20 protein-coding genes are annotated in these 20,337 nt (G+C 71.8%); 16 read left to right on the forward strand and 4 right to left on the reverse strand.

Annotated features, from left to right (window positions below; translation table 11 throughout):
* The first annotated feature begins 6 nt into the window (after positions 1–6).
* From ACJX2R_RS32710 to ACJX2R_RS32755, 10 genes are all read left to right on the forward strand, one after another.
* Positions 7–1,755, forward strand: coding sequence for an AAA family ATPase (locus tag ACJX2R_RS32710; RefSeq protein WP_413103065.1), 1,749 nt, complete (start codon positions 7–9; stop codon positions 1,753–1,755).
* Positions 1,756–2,086: 331 nt separating this feature from the next.
* On the forward strand, positions 2,087–2,587 hold the full coding sequence (locus tag ACJX2R_RS32715; protein ID WP_413103066.1) for a TadE/TadG family type IV pilus assembly protein: 501 nt from the start codon (positions 2,087–2,089) through the stop codon (positions 2,585–2,587).
* Positions 2,584–4,002 (forward strand): CpaF family protein, encoded by a 1,419-nt coding sequence (locus tag ACJX2R_RS32720; protein ID WP_413103067.1) that lies wholly within the window; start codon positions 2,584–2,586, stop codon positions 4,000–4,002. The genes ACJX2R_RS32715 and ACJX2R_RS32720 overlap by 4 nt, the downstream gene beginning before the upstream one ends.
* A gap of 8 nt (positions 4,003–4,010) precedes the next feature.
* A complete protein-coding gene (locus tag ACJX2R_RS32725; protein ID WP_210950827.1) occupies positions 4,011–4,949 on the forward strand; it encodes a type II secretion system F family protein in 939 nt (312 codons plus the stop codon).
* A gap of 39 nt (positions 4,950–4,988) precedes the next feature.
* Positions 4,989–5,876, forward strand: coding sequence for a DUF5936 domain-containing protein (locus ACJX2R_RS32730; protein WP_046089983.1), 888 nt, complete (start codon positions 4,989–4,991; stop codon positions 5,874–5,876).
* A gap of 289 nt (positions 5,877–6,165) precedes the next feature.
* Positions 6,166–6,315 carry a hypothetical protein gene (locus tag ACJX2R_RS32735; protein ID WP_162496074.1) on the forward strand — a complete coding sequence of 50 codons (150 nt, stop codon included), beginning with the start codon at positions 6,166–6,168 and terminating at the stop codon, positions 6,313–6,315.
* A gap of 8 nt (positions 6,316–6,323) precedes the next feature.
* Entirely contained in the window at positions 6,324–7,049 is a 726-nt protein-coding gene (locus ACJX2R_RS32740; RefSeq protein WP_413103068.1) for a pilus assembly protein TadG-related protein, read from the forward strand.
* Between the two features lie 39 nt (positions 7,050–7,088).
* Entirely contained in the window at positions 7,089–7,670 is a 582-nt protein-coding gene (locus tag ACJX2R_RS32745) for a hypothetical protein (protein ID WP_413103069.1), read from the forward strand.
* A gap of 8 nt (positions 7,671–7,678) precedes the next feature.
* Positions 7,679–8,311: an OmpA family protein gene (locus tag ACJX2R_RS32750; protein WP_413103070.1), complete on the forward strand. Its 633-nt coding sequence runs from the start codon at positions 7,679–7,681 to the stop codon at positions 8,309–8,311.
* 794 nt (positions 8,312–9,105) lie between these two features.
* The gene (locus tag ACJX2R_RS32755; RefSeq protein ID WP_413105996.1) at positions 9,106–10,368 is read left to right on the forward strand and encodes an SLC13 family permease; all 1,263 of its coding nucleotides are present in this window, start codon (positions 9,106–9,108) and stop codon (positions 10,366–10,368) included.
* A gap of 91 nt (positions 10,369–10,459) precedes the next feature.
* Here the strand turns inward: ACJX2R_RS32755 and ACJX2R_RS32760 are convergent, their stop codons facing one another.
* Both ACJX2R_RS32760 and ACJX2R_RS32765 read right to left on the reverse strand, forming a co-directional pair.
* A complete protein-coding gene (locus ACJX2R_RS32760) occupies positions 10,460–10,864 on the reverse strand; it encodes a cold-shock protein (RefSeq protein WP_262702985.1) in 405 nt (134 codons plus the stop codon).
* 104 nt (positions 10,865–10,968) lie between these two features.
* Positions 10,969–11,484, reverse strand: coding sequence for a DUF192 domain-containing protein (locus tag ACJX2R_RS32765; protein ID WP_413103071.1), 516 nt, complete (start codon positions 11,482–11,484; stop codon positions 10,969–10,971).
* Between the two features lie 119 nt (positions 11,485–11,603).
* Here ACJX2R_RS32765 and ACJX2R_RS32770 point away from each other — a divergent pair, with 119 nt between their 5' ends.
* The 5 genes from ACJX2R_RS32770 (at position 11,604) to ACJX2R_RS32790 (ending at position 17,952) form a co-directional block, all read left to right on the forward strand.
* Entirely contained in the window at positions 11,604–12,350 is a 747-nt protein-coding gene (locus tag ACJX2R_RS32770; RefSeq protein ID WP_413103072.1) for a prepilin peptidase, read from the forward strand.
* 308 nt (positions 12,351–12,658) lie between these two features.
* Complete coding sequence (locus ACJX2R_RS32775) at positions 12,659–13,420, forward strand: isoprenyl transferase (RefSeq protein WP_413103073.1); 762 nt, start codon at positions 12,659–12,661, stop codon at positions 13,418–13,420.
* A gap of 396 nt (positions 13,421–13,816) precedes the next feature.
* Complete coding sequence (locus ACJX2R_RS32780) at positions 13,817–15,154, forward strand: PhoH family protein (protein WP_262702988.1); 1,338 nt, start codon at positions 13,817–13,819, stop codon at positions 15,152–15,154.
* A gap of 410 nt (positions 15,155–15,564) precedes the next feature.
* A complete protein-coding gene (locus tag ACJX2R_RS32785) occupies positions 15,565–16,299 on the forward strand; it encodes a lytic transglycosylase domain-containing protein (protein ID WP_262702989.1) in 735 nt (244 codons plus the stop codon).
* A gap of 144 nt (positions 16,300–16,443) precedes the next feature.
* On the forward strand, positions 16,444–17,952 hold the full coding sequence (locus tag ACJX2R_RS32790) for an AI-2E family transporter (RefSeq protein WP_413103074.1): 1,509 nt from the start codon (positions 16,444–16,446) through the stop codon (positions 17,950–17,952).
* Between the two features lie 102 nt (positions 17,953–18,054).
* Here ACJX2R_RS32790 and ACJX2R_RS32795 read toward each other — a convergent pair whose 3' ends face one another.
* Complete coding sequence (locus tag ACJX2R_RS32795) at positions 18,055–18,594, reverse strand: alkyl hydroperoxide reductase (protein ID WP_262702991.1); 540 nt, start codon at positions 18,592–18,594, stop codon at positions 18,055–18,057.
* A gap of 11 nt (positions 18,595–18,605) precedes the next feature.
* The gene (locus ACJX2R_RS32800) at positions 18,606–19,160 is read right to left on the reverse strand and encodes a peroxiredoxin (protein ID WP_262702992.1); all 555 of its coding nucleotides are present in this window, start codon (positions 19,158–19,160) and stop codon (positions 18,606–18,608) included.
* A 138-nt stretch (positions 19,161–19,298) separates the two neighbouring features.
* On the opposite strand from ACJX2R_RS32800, the gene ACJX2R_RS32805 reads away from it, so the two are divergent.
* Positions 19,299–20,258 (forward strand): hydrogen peroxide-inducible genes activator, encoded by a 960-nt coding sequence (locus ACJX2R_RS32805; protein ID WP_413103075.1) that lies wholly within the window; start codon positions 19,299–19,301, stop codon positions 20,256–20,258.
* Positions 20,259–20,337 lie beyond the last annotated feature (79 nt).

The following is a 20,337-nucleotide window of genomic DNA, read 5'->3' on the forward strand; positions in this document are numbered from 1 at the left end:
GCCGCGGTGACGATCAGAATTCTGCCGGCCGTCGGCGACCCCGACGCCGCCCACTCCCTCAGCGGGCTGCTCGGCCAGTTGCCCGGTGTCGAACCGTCGGCGCCGGTGGGCGACTCGACCCTGCTCCTCGACACCCTCGCCGCGCTGGCCGCCGCCTCCCTGGAGGAGCTGCCGGAGGTCGTCCTCGTCCATGAGCGCATCGGCCCGGCCCCGGCGCTGGAGCTGATCCGCGAGATCGCGCTGCGCTTCCCGGCGGTGGGCGTGGTGCTGGTGACCGCCGACGCGGGGCCCGCGCTGTACTCGGCCGCCATGGACGCCGGGGCCCGCGGCATCGCCGGGATACCGCTGGGGTACGAGGAGCTGGCCGCCCGCGTACAGGGCGCCGCCCAGTGGGCCGCGGGCGTGCGGCGCCATCTCGGGGGCGGCGGCGATCCGTTCGCCGCCGGGCCCGGCGGCAAGCTGGTCGCGGTCGCGGGCGCCAAGGGCGGGGTGGGCACCACCGTGACCGCCGTACAGCTCGCGCTCGCCGCGCGGGCCGCGGGCCGTAAGGTCGCGCTGGTCGACATGGACCTCCAGTCCGGGGACATCGCCTCGTACCTCGACGTCCAGTTCCGGCGCTCGATCGCCGATCTGGCGCAGATCAACGACATCTCGCCGCGGGTGCTCCAGGACGCGGTGTTCACCCATCAGACCGGGCTCGGGCTGCTGCTCGCGCCGGGCGAGGGCGAGCGCGGCGAGGAGGTGACCGACGGCACCGCACGGCAGGTCATCGGCGCGCTGCGGTCGCGCTTCGAGGTGGTGATCGTCGACTGCGGTACGCAGATGACCTCCGCGGGCGCCGCCGCCGTGGAGCTCGCGGACATCGCGCTGCTGGTGACCACCCCGGACGTGGTCGCGGTGCGCGCCGCCAAGCGCATGGTCCGGCTGTGGGACCGGCTCCAGATCCGCAAGGCGGAGGAGACCGTGACCGTGGTCAACCGGCACACCCGCAGCGCGGAGATCCAGCCGCAGCTGGTCCAGCGGGCCACCGGTACGACGGTGGCGCGCACGGCGATCCCGGCCGGCTTCAAGGAGCTCCAGCCGGCCGTCGACTCCGGCCGGATGCACGACCTGGACGCCAAGTCGGCCGTCAAACAGGCGCTGTGGGGGCTGGCCGGTGAGCTGGGCCTGGTGGCGGCGGCACCCCCGGGCGGCGGCGGCCGCCGCGCCGGCCACCGGGGTGGCCACGCGGCCGGAGGCGGCGGCGAGCGGGCCCTGCCGGGGCTGCGGCGGCGCCACGCCATAGAGGCGGGCGGCGACCCGGCGCAGGGCGGTGTGGGCGACGGCACCGACGCGCTGAACGAGATCGCCCCGCCCTCCACCAGGGGCTTCCTGCGCAAGCGGGGCGGCGGCGACCGCGGCCAGGTGACGGTCGAGTTCCTCGGCGTCCTGCCGCTGGCCCTGATCGTGCTCGCGGTCATCTGGCAGCTGGTGCTGGTGGGCTACACGTACTCGCTGGCGGGCAACTCCGCGGACAAGGGCGCCCGCGCGGGCGCCGCCAAGGGCGCGGGCGCCTGCCAGGACGCGGCCGCGAAGGACATCCCCGGCTCCTGGACCGCCGACATCGACTGCGGCGGCGGTGACGGCACGGTCTACAAGGCCACCGTCAAGCTCCACGTCCCGATCCTCTTCCCGGGCGCCGCCGACTTCCCCTGGACGGTCACGGGCACGGCGGGCGCGGCGGACGAGACCGACCTGGCGGGCGGAGGAGAGTGAGATGACCCGTCACCACCCTCCCCTCCCCGGACGCCCTGCGCTGGCGCCCCGCCGCCGTACCCACCCGGGGCCGCCCCCGTCCCCGCCCGCCGCGCCCGCGGCACCGGGCGTCGCACCCGCTGCGGCGGCCGTCGGGCCCGCGGCGCCGGGCGGCGGTGGTCCCGCCGGGCGGCGTCGTCCCGAGGCGGTGGGTTCGTCGCGGGGGCGTGGGGCGGCCGGTCGTGCGTCGTCGCTTCGCGCCGTCGCGGCGCGTCGGGGTGGGGCGACGGCCTGGCCGGGCGACGGCCGGTCGCCCGCCGCCACGCGGCCCGGGGGCCAGGGTCCGGAATCGGTGGGACTTCGCGGCGCGGCGGAGGCCGACCGGCGGTGCGGCCGACTGGCGGCGGGGCTGGGCCGGTCGGGCCGAGGGCCCGTCGCGGCGCGTCGGGGGCGGGGTGACGCCGGGTCGGCGTCCATAGAATTCCTCGGGTTTCTGCCGGTTTTGATCCTCGTCGCGCTCGCCGCCGTGCAGCTCGGCATCGCCGCGTACGCCGCGCAGCAGGCCGGGACCGCGGCGCGGGCGGCGGCGCGGACGGCGTCGCTGGACGAGCCGCGGACCAGCCCGCAGGCCGCCGGGAAGGCGGCGATCAGCGGATGGCTGGCCGACGGGGCGAGCATCGGGAGCGGGGGCTGCGGGGGCGGGGAGGCGCAGGCCACCGCGACCGTGGAGATCCCCTCCGTCATCCCCGGCTTCGACTTCGGCAGCGCCGAGAAGAGCGCCACCATGCCCTGCGACGACGGAGACGGCGGTACGGGCGGCCTGGCGCCGGCCGCGTTGGGAGGCGAACGATGAGCCTGCGGGCCCGTATCACCGCGCCCGAGGGGCCCGGCGAGGGCAGCGGGCGCCAGGACGGGCACCTCGTCTCCGCCTACCGCGCCAAGCTGCTGGAGGAGATCGACCTCGCCGAGATGTCCTCGCTCTCCACCGCCGAGCGCCGCTCCCGGCTGGAGCGGGTGCTCGGCCACATCATCAGCCGCGAGGGCCCGGTGCTGTCCACCAGCGAGCGCTCCCAGCTGATCCGCCGGGTGGTGGACGAGGCGCTCGGCCTCGGGGTGCTCGAACCGCTCCTCGAGGACGCCTCCATCACCGAGATCATGGTCAACGGCCCGGACCAGATCTTCGTGGAGCGCGCGGGCCGGGTCGAGCTGGTCCCCGTCCGCTTCGCCTCCGAAGAGCAGCTGATGCAGACCATCGAGCGCATCGTCTCCACGGTCAACCGCCGCGTGGACGAGTCGAATCCGATGGTCGACGCCCGGCTCCCGTCCGGTGAGCGCGTCAACGTGATCATCCCGCCGCTCGCCCTCACCGGCGCCACGCTCACCATCCGCCGCTTCCCCCGCGCCTACACCCTCCATGAGCTGATCGGCATGGGCACGCTGGACGAGCAGATGCTGATGCTGCTCGCGGCGCTGGTGCGGGCCAAGTTCAACGTCGTGGTCTCCGGCCCCACCGGATCCGGCAAGACCACGCTGCTCAACGCCCTCTCCGGGCTGATCCCCGACGGGGAGCGCATCATCACCGTCGAGGACGCCGCCGAACTCCAGCTCCAGCAGACACATGTCATCCGGCTGGAGTCCCGGCCGCCCAACGTCGAGGGCAAGGGCCGGATCACCATCCGCGACCTGGTCCGCAACTCCCTCCGGATGCGCCCCGACCGCATCATCGTCGGCGAGGTGCGCGGCGGTGAGACCCTCGACATGCTCCAGGCCATGTCCACCGGCCATGACGGTTCGCTGGCCACCGTCCACGCCAACAGCGCCGAGGATGCGCTGATGCGGCTCCAGACGCTGGCCTCCATGTCGGATGTGGCGATCCCCTACGAGGCGCTGCGGGACCAGATCAACAGCGCCGTGGACTGCATCGTCCAACTCGTCCGGCACGCCGACGGCTCGCGGCGGATCAGCGAGATCGCGCTGCTCGACAGCCATGGCCACGAGTCGTACCGCATCGCCACCGTCTGCCGCTTCGACGCCCAGCCGATGGGCGCGGACCGGGTGGTGCACGGGCGGTTCGGCTACTTCCCGCTGCCCGAGCGGGTCGCCGAGCGGCTGCGCATGGCCAGCGAATCGGTGCCGCCCGCCTTCGGCGTCGCCGCCTTCCCGGCGCAGCTGGCCACCCGCGCGGCCGGATACGACCCGTACGACCGGCCCCCGTTCGGCCGGCCCCCACAGGACCGACCCCCGTTCGACCCCAGGGACCGGAGGTAGCAGGGCCCATGGACCATCTCGCGACGGCCGCCCTCGGCGCGACGCTGGTGTGCGGCGCGCTGGGCGTCGTGGGCGTACACACCTACGTACGCGGCAAGGAGCAGCAGCGCGCCCTGATCGACCGGCTGTCGGAGACCGGACCGCTGCCGGGCACCGCCCGCGCGCGCCGCTTCTCCGGTGTCGACCGGCGGCTGCGCACCACCTCGCTGGGCCGGAAGCTGGAGCTGCGGCTGGCGGCCACGGGGCTGGAGATCACCCCGGGGGAGTTCTTCGTCTACACGGCGGGGGCGGCGGCCGGGCTGTGGCTGATCGCGGCGTCCTTCCTCGCGGCGTTCTTCGGCCCGATAGCGGCGGTGGTGGCCGTATGGGGATCCTTCGCGTTCCTCAACTGGCAGCGCCAGAAGCGGATAGAGCGCTTCATCAACCAACTGCCGGAGCTGTCGCGGATCCTGGCCAACGCCACCCAGGCCGGGCTGGCGCTGCGCACCGCGCTCGGCATGGCGGCGGACGAGATGGAGGCACCGGCGGGCGAGGAGCTGGCCAAGGTCGCGGCCAAGCTGGCCGTCGGCCACTCGATCGACGACGCGCTGGAGGAGCTGGCCGAGCGGCTGCCGTCCCGGGAGCTGGTGGTGCTGGTCACCACGCTGGTGCTGTCCAACCGCGCGGGCGGGACCGTGGTCAGCTCGCTGCGCAACCTCACCCAGACGCTGGAGGAGCGCAAGGAGACCCGGCGGGAGGTGCGCACCCAGCTCTCGCAGGTGACCGTCACCGCCTATGTCGTACCGCTGCTGGGGATCGGGACGCTGCTGCTGATGAACCGGATCTCGGCCGGTTCGCTGGACCGGATGACCTCGTCCTTCTGGGGGCAGGCGGCGGTGGTCGTGGCGTTCTGCCTGTACGGGATCGGCTTCTTCCTCATCCGCCGCATGTCCAAGATCGACGTCTAGCGAAGTCCGGCGAATCCGGGTAGAGGGGACTTGAGGGAGATGGCACTGCTGCTGGCGCTGGCGGCCGGTCTCGCGGTGGCGGGCATCGCCTACGGCATCGCGCTGTACCGCAGCGAGGCCAAGCTGCCCAGCGATCTGGCGGTGGCCCTGGAGGTCGGCTCCAGCCGGACGACCGTGGTCGGCTCGGCCGTCGACCGGCTGGGCATGCGCTACGCGCCGCTGGTGCTGCGGCTGATGGGCGAGAAGCGGGTGGCCCGGGTCCGCCGCCGGATCGATCTGGCGGGCAACCCGGGCGGTCTGACGGTGGATCGCTACGCGGCCCGGCGGGCGGTGTACGGGGCGCTCGGCTTCGTCGGGGCGCTGGTGATGCTGCTCAAGGGGCAAGTCCTGCTGGCGCTGTTGCTGGTGGCGTTCGGGCTGTTCTGGATCGAGGTGGGCATCTGGGCGGCGGTGCGCGAGCGCAAGGACGCGATCGAGCGGACGTTGCCGGACTTTCTGGACGTTCTGGCCGTCGTGGTGAGCGCCGGTTTGAGCTTCCGTCAGGCCCTGGACCGGGTGGCCGAGAAGTATGAGGGCCCCTGGGCGGATGAACTTCGCATCACACTTCGGCAAATGGACATGGGAGTCAGCCGTCGTCAGGCGTTCGAGGAACTACGTAAACGTAATGACTCAGAACAGGTCGCGCAGTTCGTCACCGCCCTTCAGCAGGGCGAGGAGCTGGGCGCTCCGATTGTCGAAACGTTGATCGCCATTGCGAACGACATGCGCCGTACTGACGCCCAGAACGCCCGGCGGCGCGCGGCCCGCGCGGTGCCGAAGGCGACCATGGTCATCACGACCTTCATGGTGCCCGGAACCATGGTGTTGCTCGTCGCGGGGTTCTTCATCGGCTCGGGTACCGACTTCGGCTCGGTGACCGGGGACTGACGGTCTCTTTTAGGTGAAGCTCCTTCGCGGTTGCAATTGAATGTGGGACAGTCGTCGACGGAGAACTCCTCGGTGCGGGAGGGGGTGAGACGGATGCGCGGTCGGGGTTGGTCGTCACGTCCACGGTTCGAACGTGGTGAACGGGGAAGGCAATGCTTCCTAGGGCACTGTTCCGAGACGGCTGTTTCGGCGTACTTTGCTCGTGTCGCGAGCGACACCACGGGGGTTGAGTCGCCGGACCACAGAGGGACGGCAGCCCATGGAGGGGAACACAATGGGGAAGCGCGTCATGCGGAACGATCGGGGACAGACCTCGATCGAATACCTGGGCATCATCGCCGTGGTGGTCGCCATCGTGCTGGTCCTGTCGACCACGGACTTCGGCAGCATGATCGCAAACGCCATCTCCGACAAGATCTCACAGGTCGTCGGCATCTGACCGGTCCCGTGACAGCGCGCCGAGATCTCAGGAGCGACGCGGGGCAGGCATTTCCGATCTACATCACGGCGGTGGCGGGCCTGCTCTTCCTGGCGCTCGCCCTTTTCGCCGTCGGCCAGGCCGGAGCCACCCGCAACGGCGGACAGACCGCCGCCGACGCGGCGGCCCTCGCGGCCGCCCAGGACTACCGCGACCAGCTGCGCAAGGGGTTCCTGGAGGCGATCGCCAACGGCAGCGCATGGGACGACCTGCTGGACGGACGGGGACTTGGCGGCACCAACGCCTGTGACCAGGCGCAGTGGTTCGCCGACCAGAACGGGGCGGATGTGACCGACTGCCGCGGGCCCGACTTCCTGCCGACGTCCTTCACCGTCACCGTGAAGACGCACAAGCCCGTGGGCAAGACCGTCATCCCCGGCACGGAGAGCAAGTATGGGGAGGCGACGGCCAAGGCGGTCGTCACCCCGCGCTGCACGGCCGAGCCGCCCGCCCCGCCGACCGAGCGGCCCGACGACGACGGCGGCGGCCAGGGCGACGGCGGCGGCAAGGATGACGACGGTAAGGACGACGGCAAGGGCGGGGACGGCGGTAAGGATGACGGCAAGGATGACGGCAAGGATGACAAGCCGCCCATCGACCTTCTCTGCGACGGAACCGACCTGACCATCGACCCGACGCGGCTCGATCTCTTCCCCGACGCCAAGGACCTCTTCTCCGTGCACCTGGCCGACTGACGAGCGAACGAAGAGTAGAAGAGCAAAGGACAGCGAGCGATGAGCATTCGGCACACGACGAAGGCCCGGAGGGGGGCCGCCGCGACGGCGCTCGCCGCGGCCCTGGCCCTCGCCGTGGCCGGGTGCGGCAACGGCGACGGCGACAAGAAGCCCGACGACGCCGCGGACCGGACGTCGACCGCGGGCAAGGACGGCGGCGACGAGCAGGAGCCCGCGGCGGACTCCTCCAAGACCATCGGCGAGATGAAGGGGCCCGGCGGGATCGTCGTCACCCTGCACTCCGCGGTGCGCGACGACGGCGGGTTCGTGACCGTCAACGCCACCGTCACCAACCACGGCAGCCGGCTCTTCAACGCGATCGACTGGCGCTCGAAGGAGACCGAGGTGAAGTCCCTCTCGTCCGTCTCCGGCGCGTCCCTGGTCGACGAGAAGGGCAAGAAGCGCTATCTCGTCCTCCGGGACACCGACGGCCAGTGTCTGTGCACCACGGGGCTCTCCGGGATCAAGCCCAATGAGAGCCGCCCGCTGTTCGCGCAGTTCCCGGCCCCGCCGAAGAGCGTGAAGGAAATCGACTTCCAGATCCCGACCATGCCGTCCGTCAGCATCACCCTCTCCGGGTGAGCCGCGCCATGACACCGCAGACGACGGCCCGCCCCGCGCGCCGCGGCCCCGTACTGGCCGCGCTGGCCTCCACCGCGCTCCTGGTCACCCTCACCGCCCCGGCGCCGCCCGCCCACGCGGACAGCGGCCCCGGCGCGCCCGCCGACACCAGCCCGCCGGTGAAGATCGACGCCAACGACTCCGATCTGAAGATGCCCGAGGGCGCGAAGCTGGCGCCCGGCCGGGTCCTGGACATCAAGTCCGTGGTCGAGACGGACGACGGCGACGAGCGGCGGGAGGACACCAACGCCAAGGTGAAGTTCGCCCTCCAGGCCGAGGTGCTCTTCGGCAAGGACAGCGCGAAGCTGGGCGGCGACGCGCGGGCCCGGATCAAGGAGATCGCCTCCGAGGCCGAGCGGCAGAACGCCAGGAGCGTCCGCGTCTTCGGCTTCACCGACGACCTGGGCTCCGCGGGCCACGGCATCGTGCTCTCCAAGCAGCGGGCCAACGCGGTGCAGCAGGCGCTCGCCGAGGATCTGGACCCTTCCGTCAACTACGAGATCCGGGGCTACGGCGAGCAGTACCCGATCGCGGACAACGCGACGGAGGAGGGCCGCAAGCGCAACCGCCGGGTGGAGGTCAGCTTCCCCAGGACCGCCTGAGCGTTGGCTGACCTGCCGGTCGTCCGCCGGACTTTCCCCTCCCCGCCCCTCCCCGAAACTGGGGCTCCGCCCCAGCCCCCGGCCGGGGCTCCGCCCCAGGCCCCGGACCGGGGCTCCGCCCCAGGCCCCGGATGGGGGTTGTGCCCCAAGTCCCGGGCGAGGGTGCTGTTCCTGGCCCTCGGGCGGGGCTTCGCCCTTGGTCCCCGGGCGGGGGTTCGCCCTTGGTCCCCGGGCAGGGTTCTGTTCCTGGTCCCCGGGCGGGGGTTCGCCCCTGGGCCCCGGGCAGGGGTTCTGCCCCAGGTCCAGGGCCGGGGATTCGCTCCTGGCCCCGGGCGGGGGTTCTGCCCTAGGTCCGGGGCCGGGGGTTCGCTCCTGGTCCCCGGGCGGGGGTTCGCCCCTGGGCCCCGGATGGGGGTTCTGCTGCTGGACCCGGGTGGGGCTTCGCCTCTGGTCTCCGGGTGGGGCTTCGCTCCTGGTCCCCGGGCCGGGTTCTGCTCCAGGTCCCCGGGCGGGGGTTCTGCTGCTGGTCCCCGGGCTGGGGTTCGCCCCCAGGTCCCGGGGCGGGGCTTCGACCTTCTCGCAGTGGCGATATGCGGCTCCGCCGCGTGGGGGGCTCCGTGTCCTGGAGCCCGGGGTTTGGGGCGGGGCCCCAGTTTCGGGAAGGGGCGGGGAGGGGAGCAGCCCGCCGCAGGCGTCACGACCCGCCGGCCACCTACCCGAACCGGCCGAGCGGGGCCGCGGCGCGCGATGCCGCATCATGGGTGTGTTGATCGCACCCTCCGCCGGAGTTCGTTCTGAGTACCGCCGTCGCCGAGACCCTTGCCGTAGCCCTGCTCCTCGGCGTACTGGCTTTCGCGGTGGCACGGCCCCGCAGCCTGCCGGAAGCGGTCGCGGCCGTGCCCGCCGCCGGGATCGTGGTGGCCATCGGGGCGGTCTCGCCCGCCCGGGCCTGGGCGGAGGCCCGGGAGCTGCTGCCCGTCGTGGGCTTTCTGGCCGCCGTACTGCTGCTCGCCCGCATGTGCGCGGACGAGGGGCTCTTCGAGGCGGCGGGGCAGGCCGTGGCGCGGGCCTGCGCGGGGCGTACGGACCGGCTCCTGGGCGGGGTGTTCGCCGTCGCGGCCGCCGTCACCGCCGTGCTGAGCCTGGACGCCACCGTGGTGCTGCTCACGCCGGTGGTGTTCGCCACGGCGGCCCGGCTCGGGGCCCGGTCCCGGCCGCATGTGTACGCCTGTGCCCATCTGTCGAACTCGGCGTCCCTGCTCCTCCCGGTCTCCAATCTCACCAATCTGCTCGCCCTGGAGGCCGGTGGGGTCTCCTTCACCCGGTTCGCCGTGCTGATGGGGCCCGCCTGGCTGGTGACCATCGGCATCGAGTACCTGGTCTTCCGCCGCTTCTTCGCCGATGATCTGGCCGCCGGGACCAGCGAGCCCCCGCCCGCCGACTGGCCCCGGGTGCCGGTGTTCGCGGTGACCGTGCTGCTGCTGACCCTCGCCGGGTTCGTCGGGACCTCGCTGGCGGGTCTGGACCCCCAGTGGGCGGCCTGGGCGGGCGCACTCGTGCTCACCGTAAGGGCGCTGCTGCGCCGCCGGGCGACCGTAAGGGAGGCGATCGGCGCGACCGGGCCGCTGTTCTGCCTGTTCGTGCTGGCGCTCGGGGTAGTGGTCCAGGCCGTGCTGGCGGGCGGTCTCCAGGGTGCGCTGGGCCAGGTGCTGCCCACCGGGGCGAGCCTGCCCGCGCTGCTGGGGATCGCGGCGGTCGCGGCGGCGCTGGCCAACCTGATCAACAACCTGCCCGCCGTGCTGGCGCTGCTGCCGATCGCCTCCGGGGGCGGCCCCGGACCCGTGCTCGCCGTACTGATCGGCGTCAACCTGGGCCCCAACCTCACCTACGTCGGCTCCCTGGCGACCCTGCTGTGGCGGCGCATAGTCCACCGCCACGAGCCGGAGACCGGCTCCGACCTGGGGGTGTTCACCCGCCTTGGACTGCTGACCGCACCGGCGACCGTGGTGGCCGCGACGGCCGCGATGTGGGCGATGCTGAGGGTCACCGGAAGCTGAGGCTCTGGGAAAGCCGGAAGCCGAGGTTCTCGGAAAGCCGAAGGGCCGCTGCCGCGACGGTTCGTCGCGGCAGCGGCCCCTCAGCCTGCTGTCAGGATTCGATCCAGTTGTGCGCCTGCGCGATCTCGATGACCCGCCTGCGCACCTGCTTGATCTGGTCGGCGGTCAGACTGCCGCCCACCTCGACCAGTGCCTCGGTGAGCTCCTGCCGGAACTCGGCGGCCGAGAGCACGTCGCACATGGTGTCGTCGCCGTCCGGACCGGCGGAGGGCCGTACGACCGGCGCGGCGCGCTCGACAACGCGCACCTCGGAAGCCTTGGGTCCCTTGTCGCCGTACTCGGGAACGAACCGCACCTTGGACCCGGGCTGGAACAGGTGCTTCTCGTCCAGCAGGTCATTGGCGTGCATGAAGACGTCCTCGCCACCGTCGTCCGGAGCGATGAAGCCGTAGCCGCGGAACTCGTCGAAACGCAGAATCTTGCCCGTGGTCGTCACCGTGCTACCCCTACCCCTATACCTCTACCTCGATGATCTCGACCGCGATCGAGGGTGTCCCGACCATGACCGATCGAGGGTGCCCCAACCATGGCACCTGGACGTCAGCGTACAGAAGGAGGCGGCGGGGCTGAAGGGCTGGGGGCGATCACGATGCGCACGCCCCGCCGCACGCCCCAGCGCTCCAACGCGCCCGCCTCCGCCTCCAGCACATGGCGGGACCGCAGCCGGGGCCGCCCGAGCCGCCCGGGGCGCAGCGTGTGGACGTCCAGCACGGTGAGGTGCCGGTCCAGATAGGCGACGTCGATGGCGAACCGCATCCGGAAGGTGTGCACCCCGCTCGCGGGGGTGAGCAGGAGCGCGCCGGTCAGCCCGTCCCGGCCGAGCAGCCCGCGGGCGCGGGCGCGGTAGGAGGCGGCGATGGTGAGCGGAATCCCCTCCGCACGCCCCGCGCCGCCCGCCACGCCGCCCGCGCCGTCCTCCGCACGCCCGGCACTGCCCGCCGCGCCCCCCGGGTCCTCCTTCGCGTCGTTCGAGCCGACAGCAGCCCCGCCGCCCGGACCGCCGTCCGCGCCGCCCACCACGCGCAGCGTCCCCGTACCGTCCCGCCAGCGCCCCATGACCCGCGCCCCTCCGCCCGTTCCACGCCGTGCGCCCGTTCCACGCCGTGCGCCCGTTCCGCGCCGTCCGCCCGTCCCGGCAGTGTTCCACCGGCCGGGCGCTTCCGTAGGCTCGGCCCGTGCAACCGCTGCTGATCGTGCTCGCCGCCGCGTACGGCGCGGCCGCCGGGCTGCTCGTACCGCGCCCGCTCTACCGGCTGGCCGTCGAGCCGGAGGAGCCCTGGCGCGGCGCCTGTCCGCGCGGGCACGCGCTCACCGGCCCGGCGCGCGGCTGGCTGGGCCCCGCCCGCTGCGCCGGCTGCCGGGACGGCGAGCGGGACTACGGGACGGGCCCGGTGCTCGCCGCCGTGCTCACCGCGCTGGTGTGCGCGGGCCTGGCGGCGGCCGTCGGCGCGCGCCCCGAGCTGGCCGTGTGGCTGCTGCTGGCGCCGCTCGGGGTGCTGCTCACCGCCGTGGACCTGGCGGTCAACCGGCTGCCGGACGTCCTCACCCTGCCCATGGCGGGCGGGGCCGCGGCGCTGCTCGGCGCGGCGGCGCTGCTGCCGCACAGCGCCGGGTCCTGGCCGCGGGCGCTGCTGGGCGGCGCGGTGCTGGGCGGGGCGTATCTGGTGCTGTTCCTGATCAGCCCGAGCGGGATGGGGTTCGGCGACGTCAAGCTGGCGCTGACCCTCGGGGTCGCCCTCGGCTGGTACGGCTGGGACGTGCTCTTCGTGGGCGCCCTCGCCGGGCTGCTGCTGGGCTCCTGCTGCGCCGTGGGCCTGGTGCTGACCCGGCGGGCCGGGCGCAAGACCGCGATGGCGTTCGGCCCGTTCATGATCCTCGGGGCGGGCGCCGGACTGGTGCTGGGGGCGCTCGGCGCCGGATGACATCGGCGCGCGGCGGGCCCGCCCCGCCGAGATGCATGGACATCCCCTCACGAAGCGTTATGGTGGAAACCCCCCCTCGGGCCGGTCCGTACTCCCCCCCACGGACCGGCCCGCTCTATTTTCGGGCTTCTGGGGCTCAAACGGGCGGTACGTATCCCATACGGTTCCCACACGGTCGGCTACGAAGCGTGACCGGACGCGATCATTCGGTCGCCCCGGTTAGCCAGTCCCCCCGCCCCGCAGTAGGGTGTCGGCCTTGGGGCGGACTGCCATGGCGAGCCATGTGAAGCACTGAGGGGCTGGAAGACGTGAAGTTGCGCGACCTGGTGTACGGGCTCTACGCACGCCGGGTGGAAGGCCGCCTCGATCACGCCCAGGTGCCCAAGCACATCGGAGTCATCCTCGACGGCAACCGCCGCTGGGCCCGCGCCGCGGGCGGCACCGCCGAGCAGGGCCACAAGGCGGGCGCCAGCAAGATCCAGGAGCTGCTCGGCTGGTGCAGCGAGACGGACGTCGAGGTCGTCACGCTCTGGCTGCTCTCCACCGACAATCTGGACCGCCCCGAGATGGAGCTGGTACCGCTCCTGAGCATCATCGAGGGCGCGGTCCGCGATCTGGCCGCCGACGGCCGCTGGCGGGTGCACCACGTCGGCAACCGCGATCTGCTGCCCTCCGGCACCCAGACGGTCCTCAAGGAGGCCGAGCGGGACACCGAGCACATCGACGGAATACTGGTCAACGTGGCCGTCGGGTACGGCGGACGGCAGGAGATCGCCGACGCGGTGCGGTCGCTGCTGCTGGACCACGCCACCAAGGGCACCTCGTTCGAGGAGCTCGCCGAGGTCGTCGACATCGACCTCATCTCCGAACACCTGTACACCCGCGGGCAGCCCGATCCGGACCTGGTGATCCGCACCAGCGGTGAGCAGCGGCTCTCGGGCTTCATGCTGTGGCAGAGTGCCCATTCGGAGTACTACTTCTGTGAAGTTTTCTGGCCCGCCTTCCGCAAGGTCGACTTCCTCCGCGCGCTGCGCGACTACGCCGCCCGTCATCGCAGGTACGGCAACTAGTTCCGGTCAGTAGCACCGCAGTTCACCGGCCCGGGGCCGGACGCCGGCCGGCGTCCGGCCCCGGGCCGTGTAGCACGCCGGTTCCACAACGTTCATATCCGCGCCGTCATATGCCGTTGCATGCCCCCGCACGTTCGAGGGAATATCCCTTCCAGGTCGACGCCCTGTCCCACCTGTCCAGTTGGGCGTCGAACTGCCAGCGGACGGCATCGGGCCGTTCGCCCGGGAGGCCCTTTGCACACGGACGACTGTGCGGATCGTGCGTATGACGCGGAGGGCCGGCGCTCGGCCCTCCCAGTGGGGCCTGAGCCCGGTCCGTTCCCCGTCTACGGCGGGGATACCTCACTCCCGCGACGCCGTCGCACCCCAACCTCTCCCGAGGGGGTTCGTCCACCCGTGGTGACCAGCAAGAAACGCCGCGAGCACGACCGGCGCACCTATGTCCTCGACACCAGCGTCCTGCTGGCCGACCCCAATGCCATGGCCCGCTTCGACGAGCACGAAGTCGTGCTGCCGGTCGTGGTGGTCACGGAACTGGAGGCCAAGCGGCACCACCCGGAGCTCGGGTACTTCGCACGGCAGGCGCTCCGCCTGCTGGACGAGTACCGCATCCGTTACGGCCGTCTGGACGCTCCGATCCCGATCGGGGAACTGGGCGGCACCCTGCGTGTCGAGCTCAACCACTCCGACCCGGGCATCCTCCCCGCCGCCTTCCTGAACCACGGCGGCAAGGTGGGGGACAACGACTCGCGGATCCTCGCGGTCGCCAGAAACCTCCAGGCCGAGGGGTACGACGTCACGGTCGTCTCCAAGGACCTGCCGCTGCGCATCAAGGCGTCCTCGGTGGGCCTGCTCGCCGAGGAGTACCGCGCGGAGCTGGCGATCACCGACTCGGGCTGGACCGGGATGACGGAGCTCGCCGTCCCGGCCGAACAGGTGGACGACCTGTTCGCCGCCGAGACGGCGTACGTCCCCGAGGCGGCCGGACTGCCCGTGCACACGGGCCTGGTGCTCCAGTCCGAGCGCGGTAACGCGCTGGGCCGGGTCACCCCGGACGGCCAGGTGCGGCTGGTGCGCGGCGACCGCGAGGCGTTCGGCATCCACGGGCGCAGCGCTGAGCAGCGCATCGCCCTGGACCTGCTGCTCGACCCGGAGGTCGGCATCATCTCGATGGGCGGCCGGGCCGGTACGGGCAAGTCGGCGCTGGCGCTGTGCGCGGGGCTCGAGGCCGTGCTGGAGCGGCGTCAGCACCGCAAGGTGATGATCTTCCGCCCGCTGTACGCGGTGGGCGGCCAGGAGTTGGGCTATCTGCCCGGCACCGAGGCCGAGAAGATGAGCCCTTGGGCGCAGGCGGTCTTCGACACCCTGTCCGCGGTGACCAGCGCCGAGGTGATCGAGGAGGTCGTGGGGCGCGGCATGCTGGAGGTGCTGCCGCTGACGCACATCCGCGGCCGCTCGCTCCATGACGCCTTCGTCATCGTCGACGAGGCCCAGTCGCTGGAGAGGAACGTGCTGCTCACCGTGTTGTCCCGGATCGGCGCCAACTCCCGGGTGGTGCTCACCCACGATGTGGCGCAGCGGGACAACCTCCGCGTCGGGCGGTACGACGGTGTGGTGGCGGTCGTCGAGAAGCTGAAGGGGCATCCGCTGTTCGCGCACGTCACCCTGACCCGCTCCGAGCGTTCGCCGATCGCGGCGCTGGTGACCGAAATGCTGGAGGACGGCCACATCTGAGCCGGTTGAGTCGTTTGCGGCCACAGGACGCCGCGCGGAAAGGCCAACGAGCTTAGCCGCGCGGCGTCTTGGTGCGTGGGGATTTCCAGAAATCCTAGGGCGTAAACAGGATGTGAGCTTTCACACCTGGCGGGGAATTGCCTAGGGGGCTCCGCGTCCGGCAGTGTGTGGGTTCTGTCAGGCCCCGCATACGGCACACCAGTACCCCCAGCGGTACCGAGCAACAGCAGTATCAGAACTAAACAGCGTTCGCCGTATGCCGCCCGAGCACCTCGAGGATCTCCCGCGGGAGGTTCCCACCGGGCCCGTGCCTCCCGTGACCAGTCGACCCCATCGCACCACCGGGGACGGAACAAGGGGAGGCCAGCGCCAGGGGCACGATTGCGCCCGCGAGGTCACCTAAGCGGGCGATGCTGGAAGGAAACCGAGTGAGCCGGATTTCGGTCCGGGGATTCGCAGTGGCTTCGGCCACCGCGGTCACCACTGTGGGCGCCGTCGTCGGCGTCGCCGCGGGCGGACAGCAGCAGCAGGGCTCGTCCGACCCGATCGAGGCGACCGCCGCCGATTCGACGCTCCTTGCGGACATCCCTGCTGGGCAGCAGGCCGTCGCGCAGACCGCATCCCTGACGCAGCAGGCGGACGTCCAGTCCACCGCGGCCGACGCGGAGGCGCGCAAGTCCGCAGAGGAAGCAGCCCGCAAGCAGGCGGCCAAGGACGCGAAGGCCAAGAAGGTCGCCGCGGACAAGGCAGCCGCCGAGAAGCTGGCCAAGGAGCGCGAGGCCAAGGAGAAGAAGGAGATCGCGAGCCGTTCGGCCTCGCGTGACGCCTCCAGCTTCCCCCAGCAGGCTTCGTACACCGTGGCCGAGGTCCAGGCGATGGCACGGCAGATCGTGCCGAGCGGTCAGTTCCAGTGCTTCAGCAACATCGTGGACCACGAGTCCACCTGGAACTACAAGGCCACCAACCCCTCGTCGGGTGCCTACGGCCTGGTGCAGGCGCTGCCGGCCGGCAAGATGGCCTCGGCGGGCGCCGACTGGCAGACCAACCCGGCCACCCAGATCAAGTGGGGCCTGAACTACATGAACGAGCGCTACGGCAGCCCGTGTGACGCTTGGTCGTTCTGGCAGGCCAACGGCCACTACTGAGCCGGTTCCACCGGGCCCCGCCCGGTAGCGGCACAGGATCGAACGCTTCACGAAACCCCCGGCTCAGGTCGGGGGTTTCGCGCATCCTCAGCAGGTAACGTCTCCTTGACTGCCTAGGGGGAAACCGGGGGTAGGAAACGAAAAATGTCCAAATTGCCGCAGTGGGTCGGCAGGCTGGGAACCGGACTTACCCGGCTCGCCCACCGGCTCGAATCCCAACAGGCCGAGATGCGGGGGCGCGAGGGCGACGGTGGCACCGGCCCGCGGACGCCATCGGGGCCCGAACGGGGACCTGAACTGGGGGCCGGACCGGGGCCCGAAAAGAGCCCGGGGAGCCCCAGCCCCGGGACCCCGGAGGGCGCCGGGACCCCGGAGAGCCCCGGGACCCCCGAGGGCGCCGGGACCCCCGAGGGCGCCGCGGGGGAGGGCGAGACCGCCCGGCCGGAGCAGCCGGCCAGTGTGCCCGCCCCGCCCGCCTACGCCCCCGCCGTCTCCGCCAGACCCGATCCGGTGGCCGCCGTGCCCTGGGGCGTCCGCGTGGCAGCCGAGGCGGCCTGGCGGCTGCTGGTGCTGGGCGGCACGGTGTGGGTGCTCATGCGGGTCATCAGCTCCGTCCAGCTGGTGGTGCTGTCCTTCACCGTCGCGATCCTCATCACCGCGCTGCTGGAGCCCACCGTCACCCGGCTGCGCCGGCGCGGTGTGCCGCGCGGACTGGCCACCGCGCTCACCTTCATCGCCGGCTTCGTCGTCATGGGCCTGGTCGTGTGGTTCGTGGTCTGGCAGGTCATGGAGAACGTCGACGAGGTCTCGGGCGAGGTCCAGGCCGGTATCGACGATCTGCGGCGCTGGCTGCTGCACAGCCCGTTCCATGTGACCGAGAAGCAGATCAACCATGTGGCCAAGAGCCTGCGCGAGGCGGTCGGCGCCAACACCGAGCAGATCACCTCGGCGGGGCTGGAGGGCGTCACGGTCGTCGTAGAGGTGCTGACGGGCATCCTGCTGACGATGTTCTCCACGCTCTTCCTGCTGTACGACGGCCCGAAGATCTGGAACTGGACCCTCAAGCTGGTCCCCGCCCAGGCCCGCGAGGGCGTGGCGGGCGCGGGCCCGCGCGCCTGGTCGACGCTGACCGCGTATGTGCGCGGCACGGTGATCGTGGCGCTGATCGACGCGATCTTCATCGGCGTGGGTCTGTTCTTCCTCGATGTGCCGATGGCCGTGCCACTGGCCGTCTTCATCTTCCTCTTCGCCTTCATCCCGCTGGTGGGCGCGGTGGTCTCCGGCGCGCTCGCGGTGGTCGTGGCGCTGGTCACCCAGGGCGTGTTCACGGGCGCGATGGTGCTGATCGTGGTGCTGGCCGTCCAGCAGATCGAGGGCCATGTGCTCCAGCCGTTCATCCTCGGCCGGGCGGTGCGGGTCCATCCGCTGGCGGTGGTGCTCTCGGTCGCGGCCGGTTCGCTGATCGGCGGCATCGGCGGCGCGGTGGTGGCCGTTCCGCTGGTGGCGGTCGCCAATACGGTCGTCGTCTACTTGCGCGGCTACAGCCAGGAGAACGCGATGCGCGCCGTCCCCGGGCCGCACGGCGCCACCGCCTCCGGTACGGCGCCCACCGCGCCGCCGGGCCTGCCGCCCGGGGAGGGCGGGGACCGATGATCCGGGCCGGTGCCATGGCCGGTGCCATGGCCGGATGAACGAACGCCGAAGGGCGCCCCACCGATTGGTGGGGCGCCCTTCGGGTCTTCCACGACGTGTGCGTCAGCCGCCCGCGGCCAGGACGCCCTCGGCGTCCAGGGTGGCGCCGACAGCCTGGAGCACCGAGGCGATCTTGAAGGCTTCCTGGATCGTCTCGCGGTCCACGCCCGCCTTGCGGAGCACCTGCTCATGCGAGTCGAGGCACATTCCGCAGCCGTTGATCGCGGACACGGCCAGCGACCACAGCTCGAAGTCGACCTTCTCCACGCCCGGGTTGCCGATGACGTTCATCCGCAGCCCCGCGCGCAGGTTGCCGTACTCCGGGTCGGACAGCAGATGCCGGGTCCGGTAGTAGACGTTGTTCATCGCCATGATGGCGGCCGCCGACTTGGCGGCGGTGTACGCCTCCGGCGAGAGGTTGGCCTTGGCCTCCGGCTCCAGCTCGGTCAGCACGCGCGCCGAACGCGAGGCGATCGCGCAGGCCAGCACGGTGCCCCACAGCTGCTGCCGCGGAAGCTCCGAGTTGCCGATCACCGAACCGAGGTTCAGCTTGAGGTCCTTGGCGTAGTCCGGCAGCGCGGACTTCAGCTCATCGAGTGCCATGGCGAATCAGCTCACTCTCCGGAGAGGAGGGCCACCGGGTCCAGGGTGTCATCGCCCTTGCTCCAGTTGCAGGGGCACAGCTCATCGGTCTGGAGGGCGTCCAGCACCCGCAGGACCTCCTTGGGGTTACGGCCCACGGAACCGGCCGTCACCATGGTGAACTGGATCTCGTTGTTCTGGTCCACGATGAACACGGCGCGCTGCGCGAAGCCGTCCTCGCCCTCGATGCCGAGGTCGCGCATCAGCTCGTGCTTGGAGTCGGCCAGCATCGGGAACGGCAGGTCGCGCAGGTCCGGGTGGTCCTTGCGCCAGGCGTGGTGGACGAACTCGGAGTCGCCGGAGAAGCCCAGGACCTGGGCGTCACGGTCGGCGAACTCGTCGTTCAGCTTGCCGAAGGCCGCGATCTCGGTCGGGCACACGAATGTGAAGTCTTTCGGCCAGGCGAAAACTACGCGCCACTTGCCCTCGTAGGTCTTGTGGTTGATCTGCTCGAACTCCTTGCCGCTCTCCAGCGACACGCAGGCGGTCAGATCGTACTCGGGGAACTTGTCACCGACGGTGAGCACGCGCACTCCTTGCAGCTTTCGCATAGGAAAGACCCGGTCGTCCGGGTTTTCCTGGGGTTGGACGGTTCCACCCTGGCACAGAGTGCATTGATCAGTGAAATAGCTACACTCGGTGAGGTTGATTGGAGGTGGCTATCAGTGGCCGCATCACCCACACTGCCCGGCAAACCGCGCCAGCCGAGCATTTCCCAGCTCAGGGCCTTTGTGGCGGTCGCGGAGCAGCTGCACTTCCGCGATGCCGCGGCCGCCATCGGGATGAGCCAGCCCGCGCTCTCGGGCGCCGTCGCGGCGCTTGAGGAGGCACTCGGTGTCCAGCTGCTCGAGCGTACGACGCGCAAGGTGCTGCTCAGTCCGGCGGGGGAGCGGCTGGCTGCCCGTGCACGCACCGTGCTCGAAGCGGTCGGGGAGCTGCTGGAGGAGGCCGAGGCGGCACGGGCGCCCTTCACCGGTGTGCTGCGGCTCGGGGTGATCCCGACCGTGGCGCCGTATCTGCTGCCGACCGTGCTGCGGCTGGTGCATCAGCGCTACCCCCGGCTCGATCTCCAGGTGCACGAGGAGCAGACCGCCTCGCTGCTGGACGGGCTGGCCCACGGCCGGCTGGATCTGCTGCTGCTCGCGGTGCCGCTCGGCGCGCCCGGGGTGGTCGAATTGCCGCTGTTCGACGAGGACTTCGTGCTGGTCACCCCGCGGGACCACTGGCTGGGCGGGCGCGATGACATCCCGCGCGAGGCGCTCAAGGAGCTGGATCTGCTGCTGCTCGACGAGGGCCACTGCCTGCGCGATCAGGCGCTGGACATCTGCCGTGAGGCGGGCCGCACCGAGGGCGCCCCGGTGACCACCAGCGCCGCCGGGCTCTCCACCCTGGTGCAGCTGGTCGCGGGCGGGCTCGGGGTGACGCTGCTGCCGCGCACCGCGCTCCGGGTGGAGACCGCGCGCAACGACCACCTGGCCACCGGCGACTTCGCCGATCCGGCGCCGGCTCGCCGGATAGCCCTGGCCATGCGGGCGGGTGCGGCGCGCACGGAGGAGTTCGAGGCGTTCGCGGAGGCGCTACGGGAGGCGCTGCGTCCGCTGCCGGTGCGTATTGCCAAAGGGTGAGCGGGTCAGCCTTTGCGCTGTCCGGCCGCCAGCAACTCGGCCGCGTCCAGGGTGACCTCGGCGCCGATCTATGTGTGTC

The sequence above is a fragment of the Streptomyces sp. Inha503 genome, from assembly GCF_047215865.1.
Lineage (GTDB): Bacteria > Actinomycetota > Actinomycetes > Streptomycetales > Streptomycetaceae > Streptomyces > Streptomyces lycopersici.

Coding starts and splice junctions, on each gene's coding strand:
- ACJX2R_RS32730 (WP_046089983.1), top strand. CDS start 4,989: ATGGCACTGCTGCTGGCGCTGGCGGCCGGTCTCGCGGTGGCGGGCATC.
- ACJX2R_RS32785 (WP_262702989.1), top strand. CDS start 15,565: ATGCTGGAAGGAAACCGAGTGAGCCGGATTTCGGTCCGGGGATTCGCA.
- ACJX2R_RS32795 (WP_262702991.1), bottom strand. CDS start 18,594: ATGGCACTCGATGAGCTGAAGTCCGCGCTGCCGGACTACGCCAAGGAC.
- ACJX2R_RS32725 (WP_210950827.1), top strand. CDS start 4,011: ATGGACCATCTCGCGACGGCCGCCCTCGGCGCGACGCTGGTGTGCGGC.
- ACJX2R_RS32720 (WP_413103067.1), top strand. CDS start 2,584: ATGAGCCTGCGGGCCCGTATCACCGCGCCCGAGGGGCCCGGCGAGGGC.
- ACJX2R_RS32735 (WP_162496074.1), top strand. CDS start 6,166: ATGCGGAACGATCGGGGACAGACCTCGATCGAATACCTGGGCATCATC.
- ACJX2R_RS32765 (WP_413103071.1), bottom strand. CDS start 11,484: ATGGGGCGCTGGCGGGACGGTACGGGGACGCTGCGCGTGGTGGGCGGC.
- ACJX2R_RS32750 (WP_413103070.1), top strand. CDS start 7,679: ATGACACCGCAGACGACGGCCCGCCCCGCGCGCCGCGGCCCCGTACTG.
- ACJX2R_RS32790 (WP_413103074.1), top strand. CDS start 16,444: ATGTCCAAATTGCCGCAGTGGGTCGGCAGGCTGGGAACCGGACTTACC.
- ACJX2R_RS32745 (WP_413103069.1), top strand. CDS start 7,089: ATGAGCATTCGGCACACGACGAAGGCCCGGAGGGGGGCCGCCGCGACG.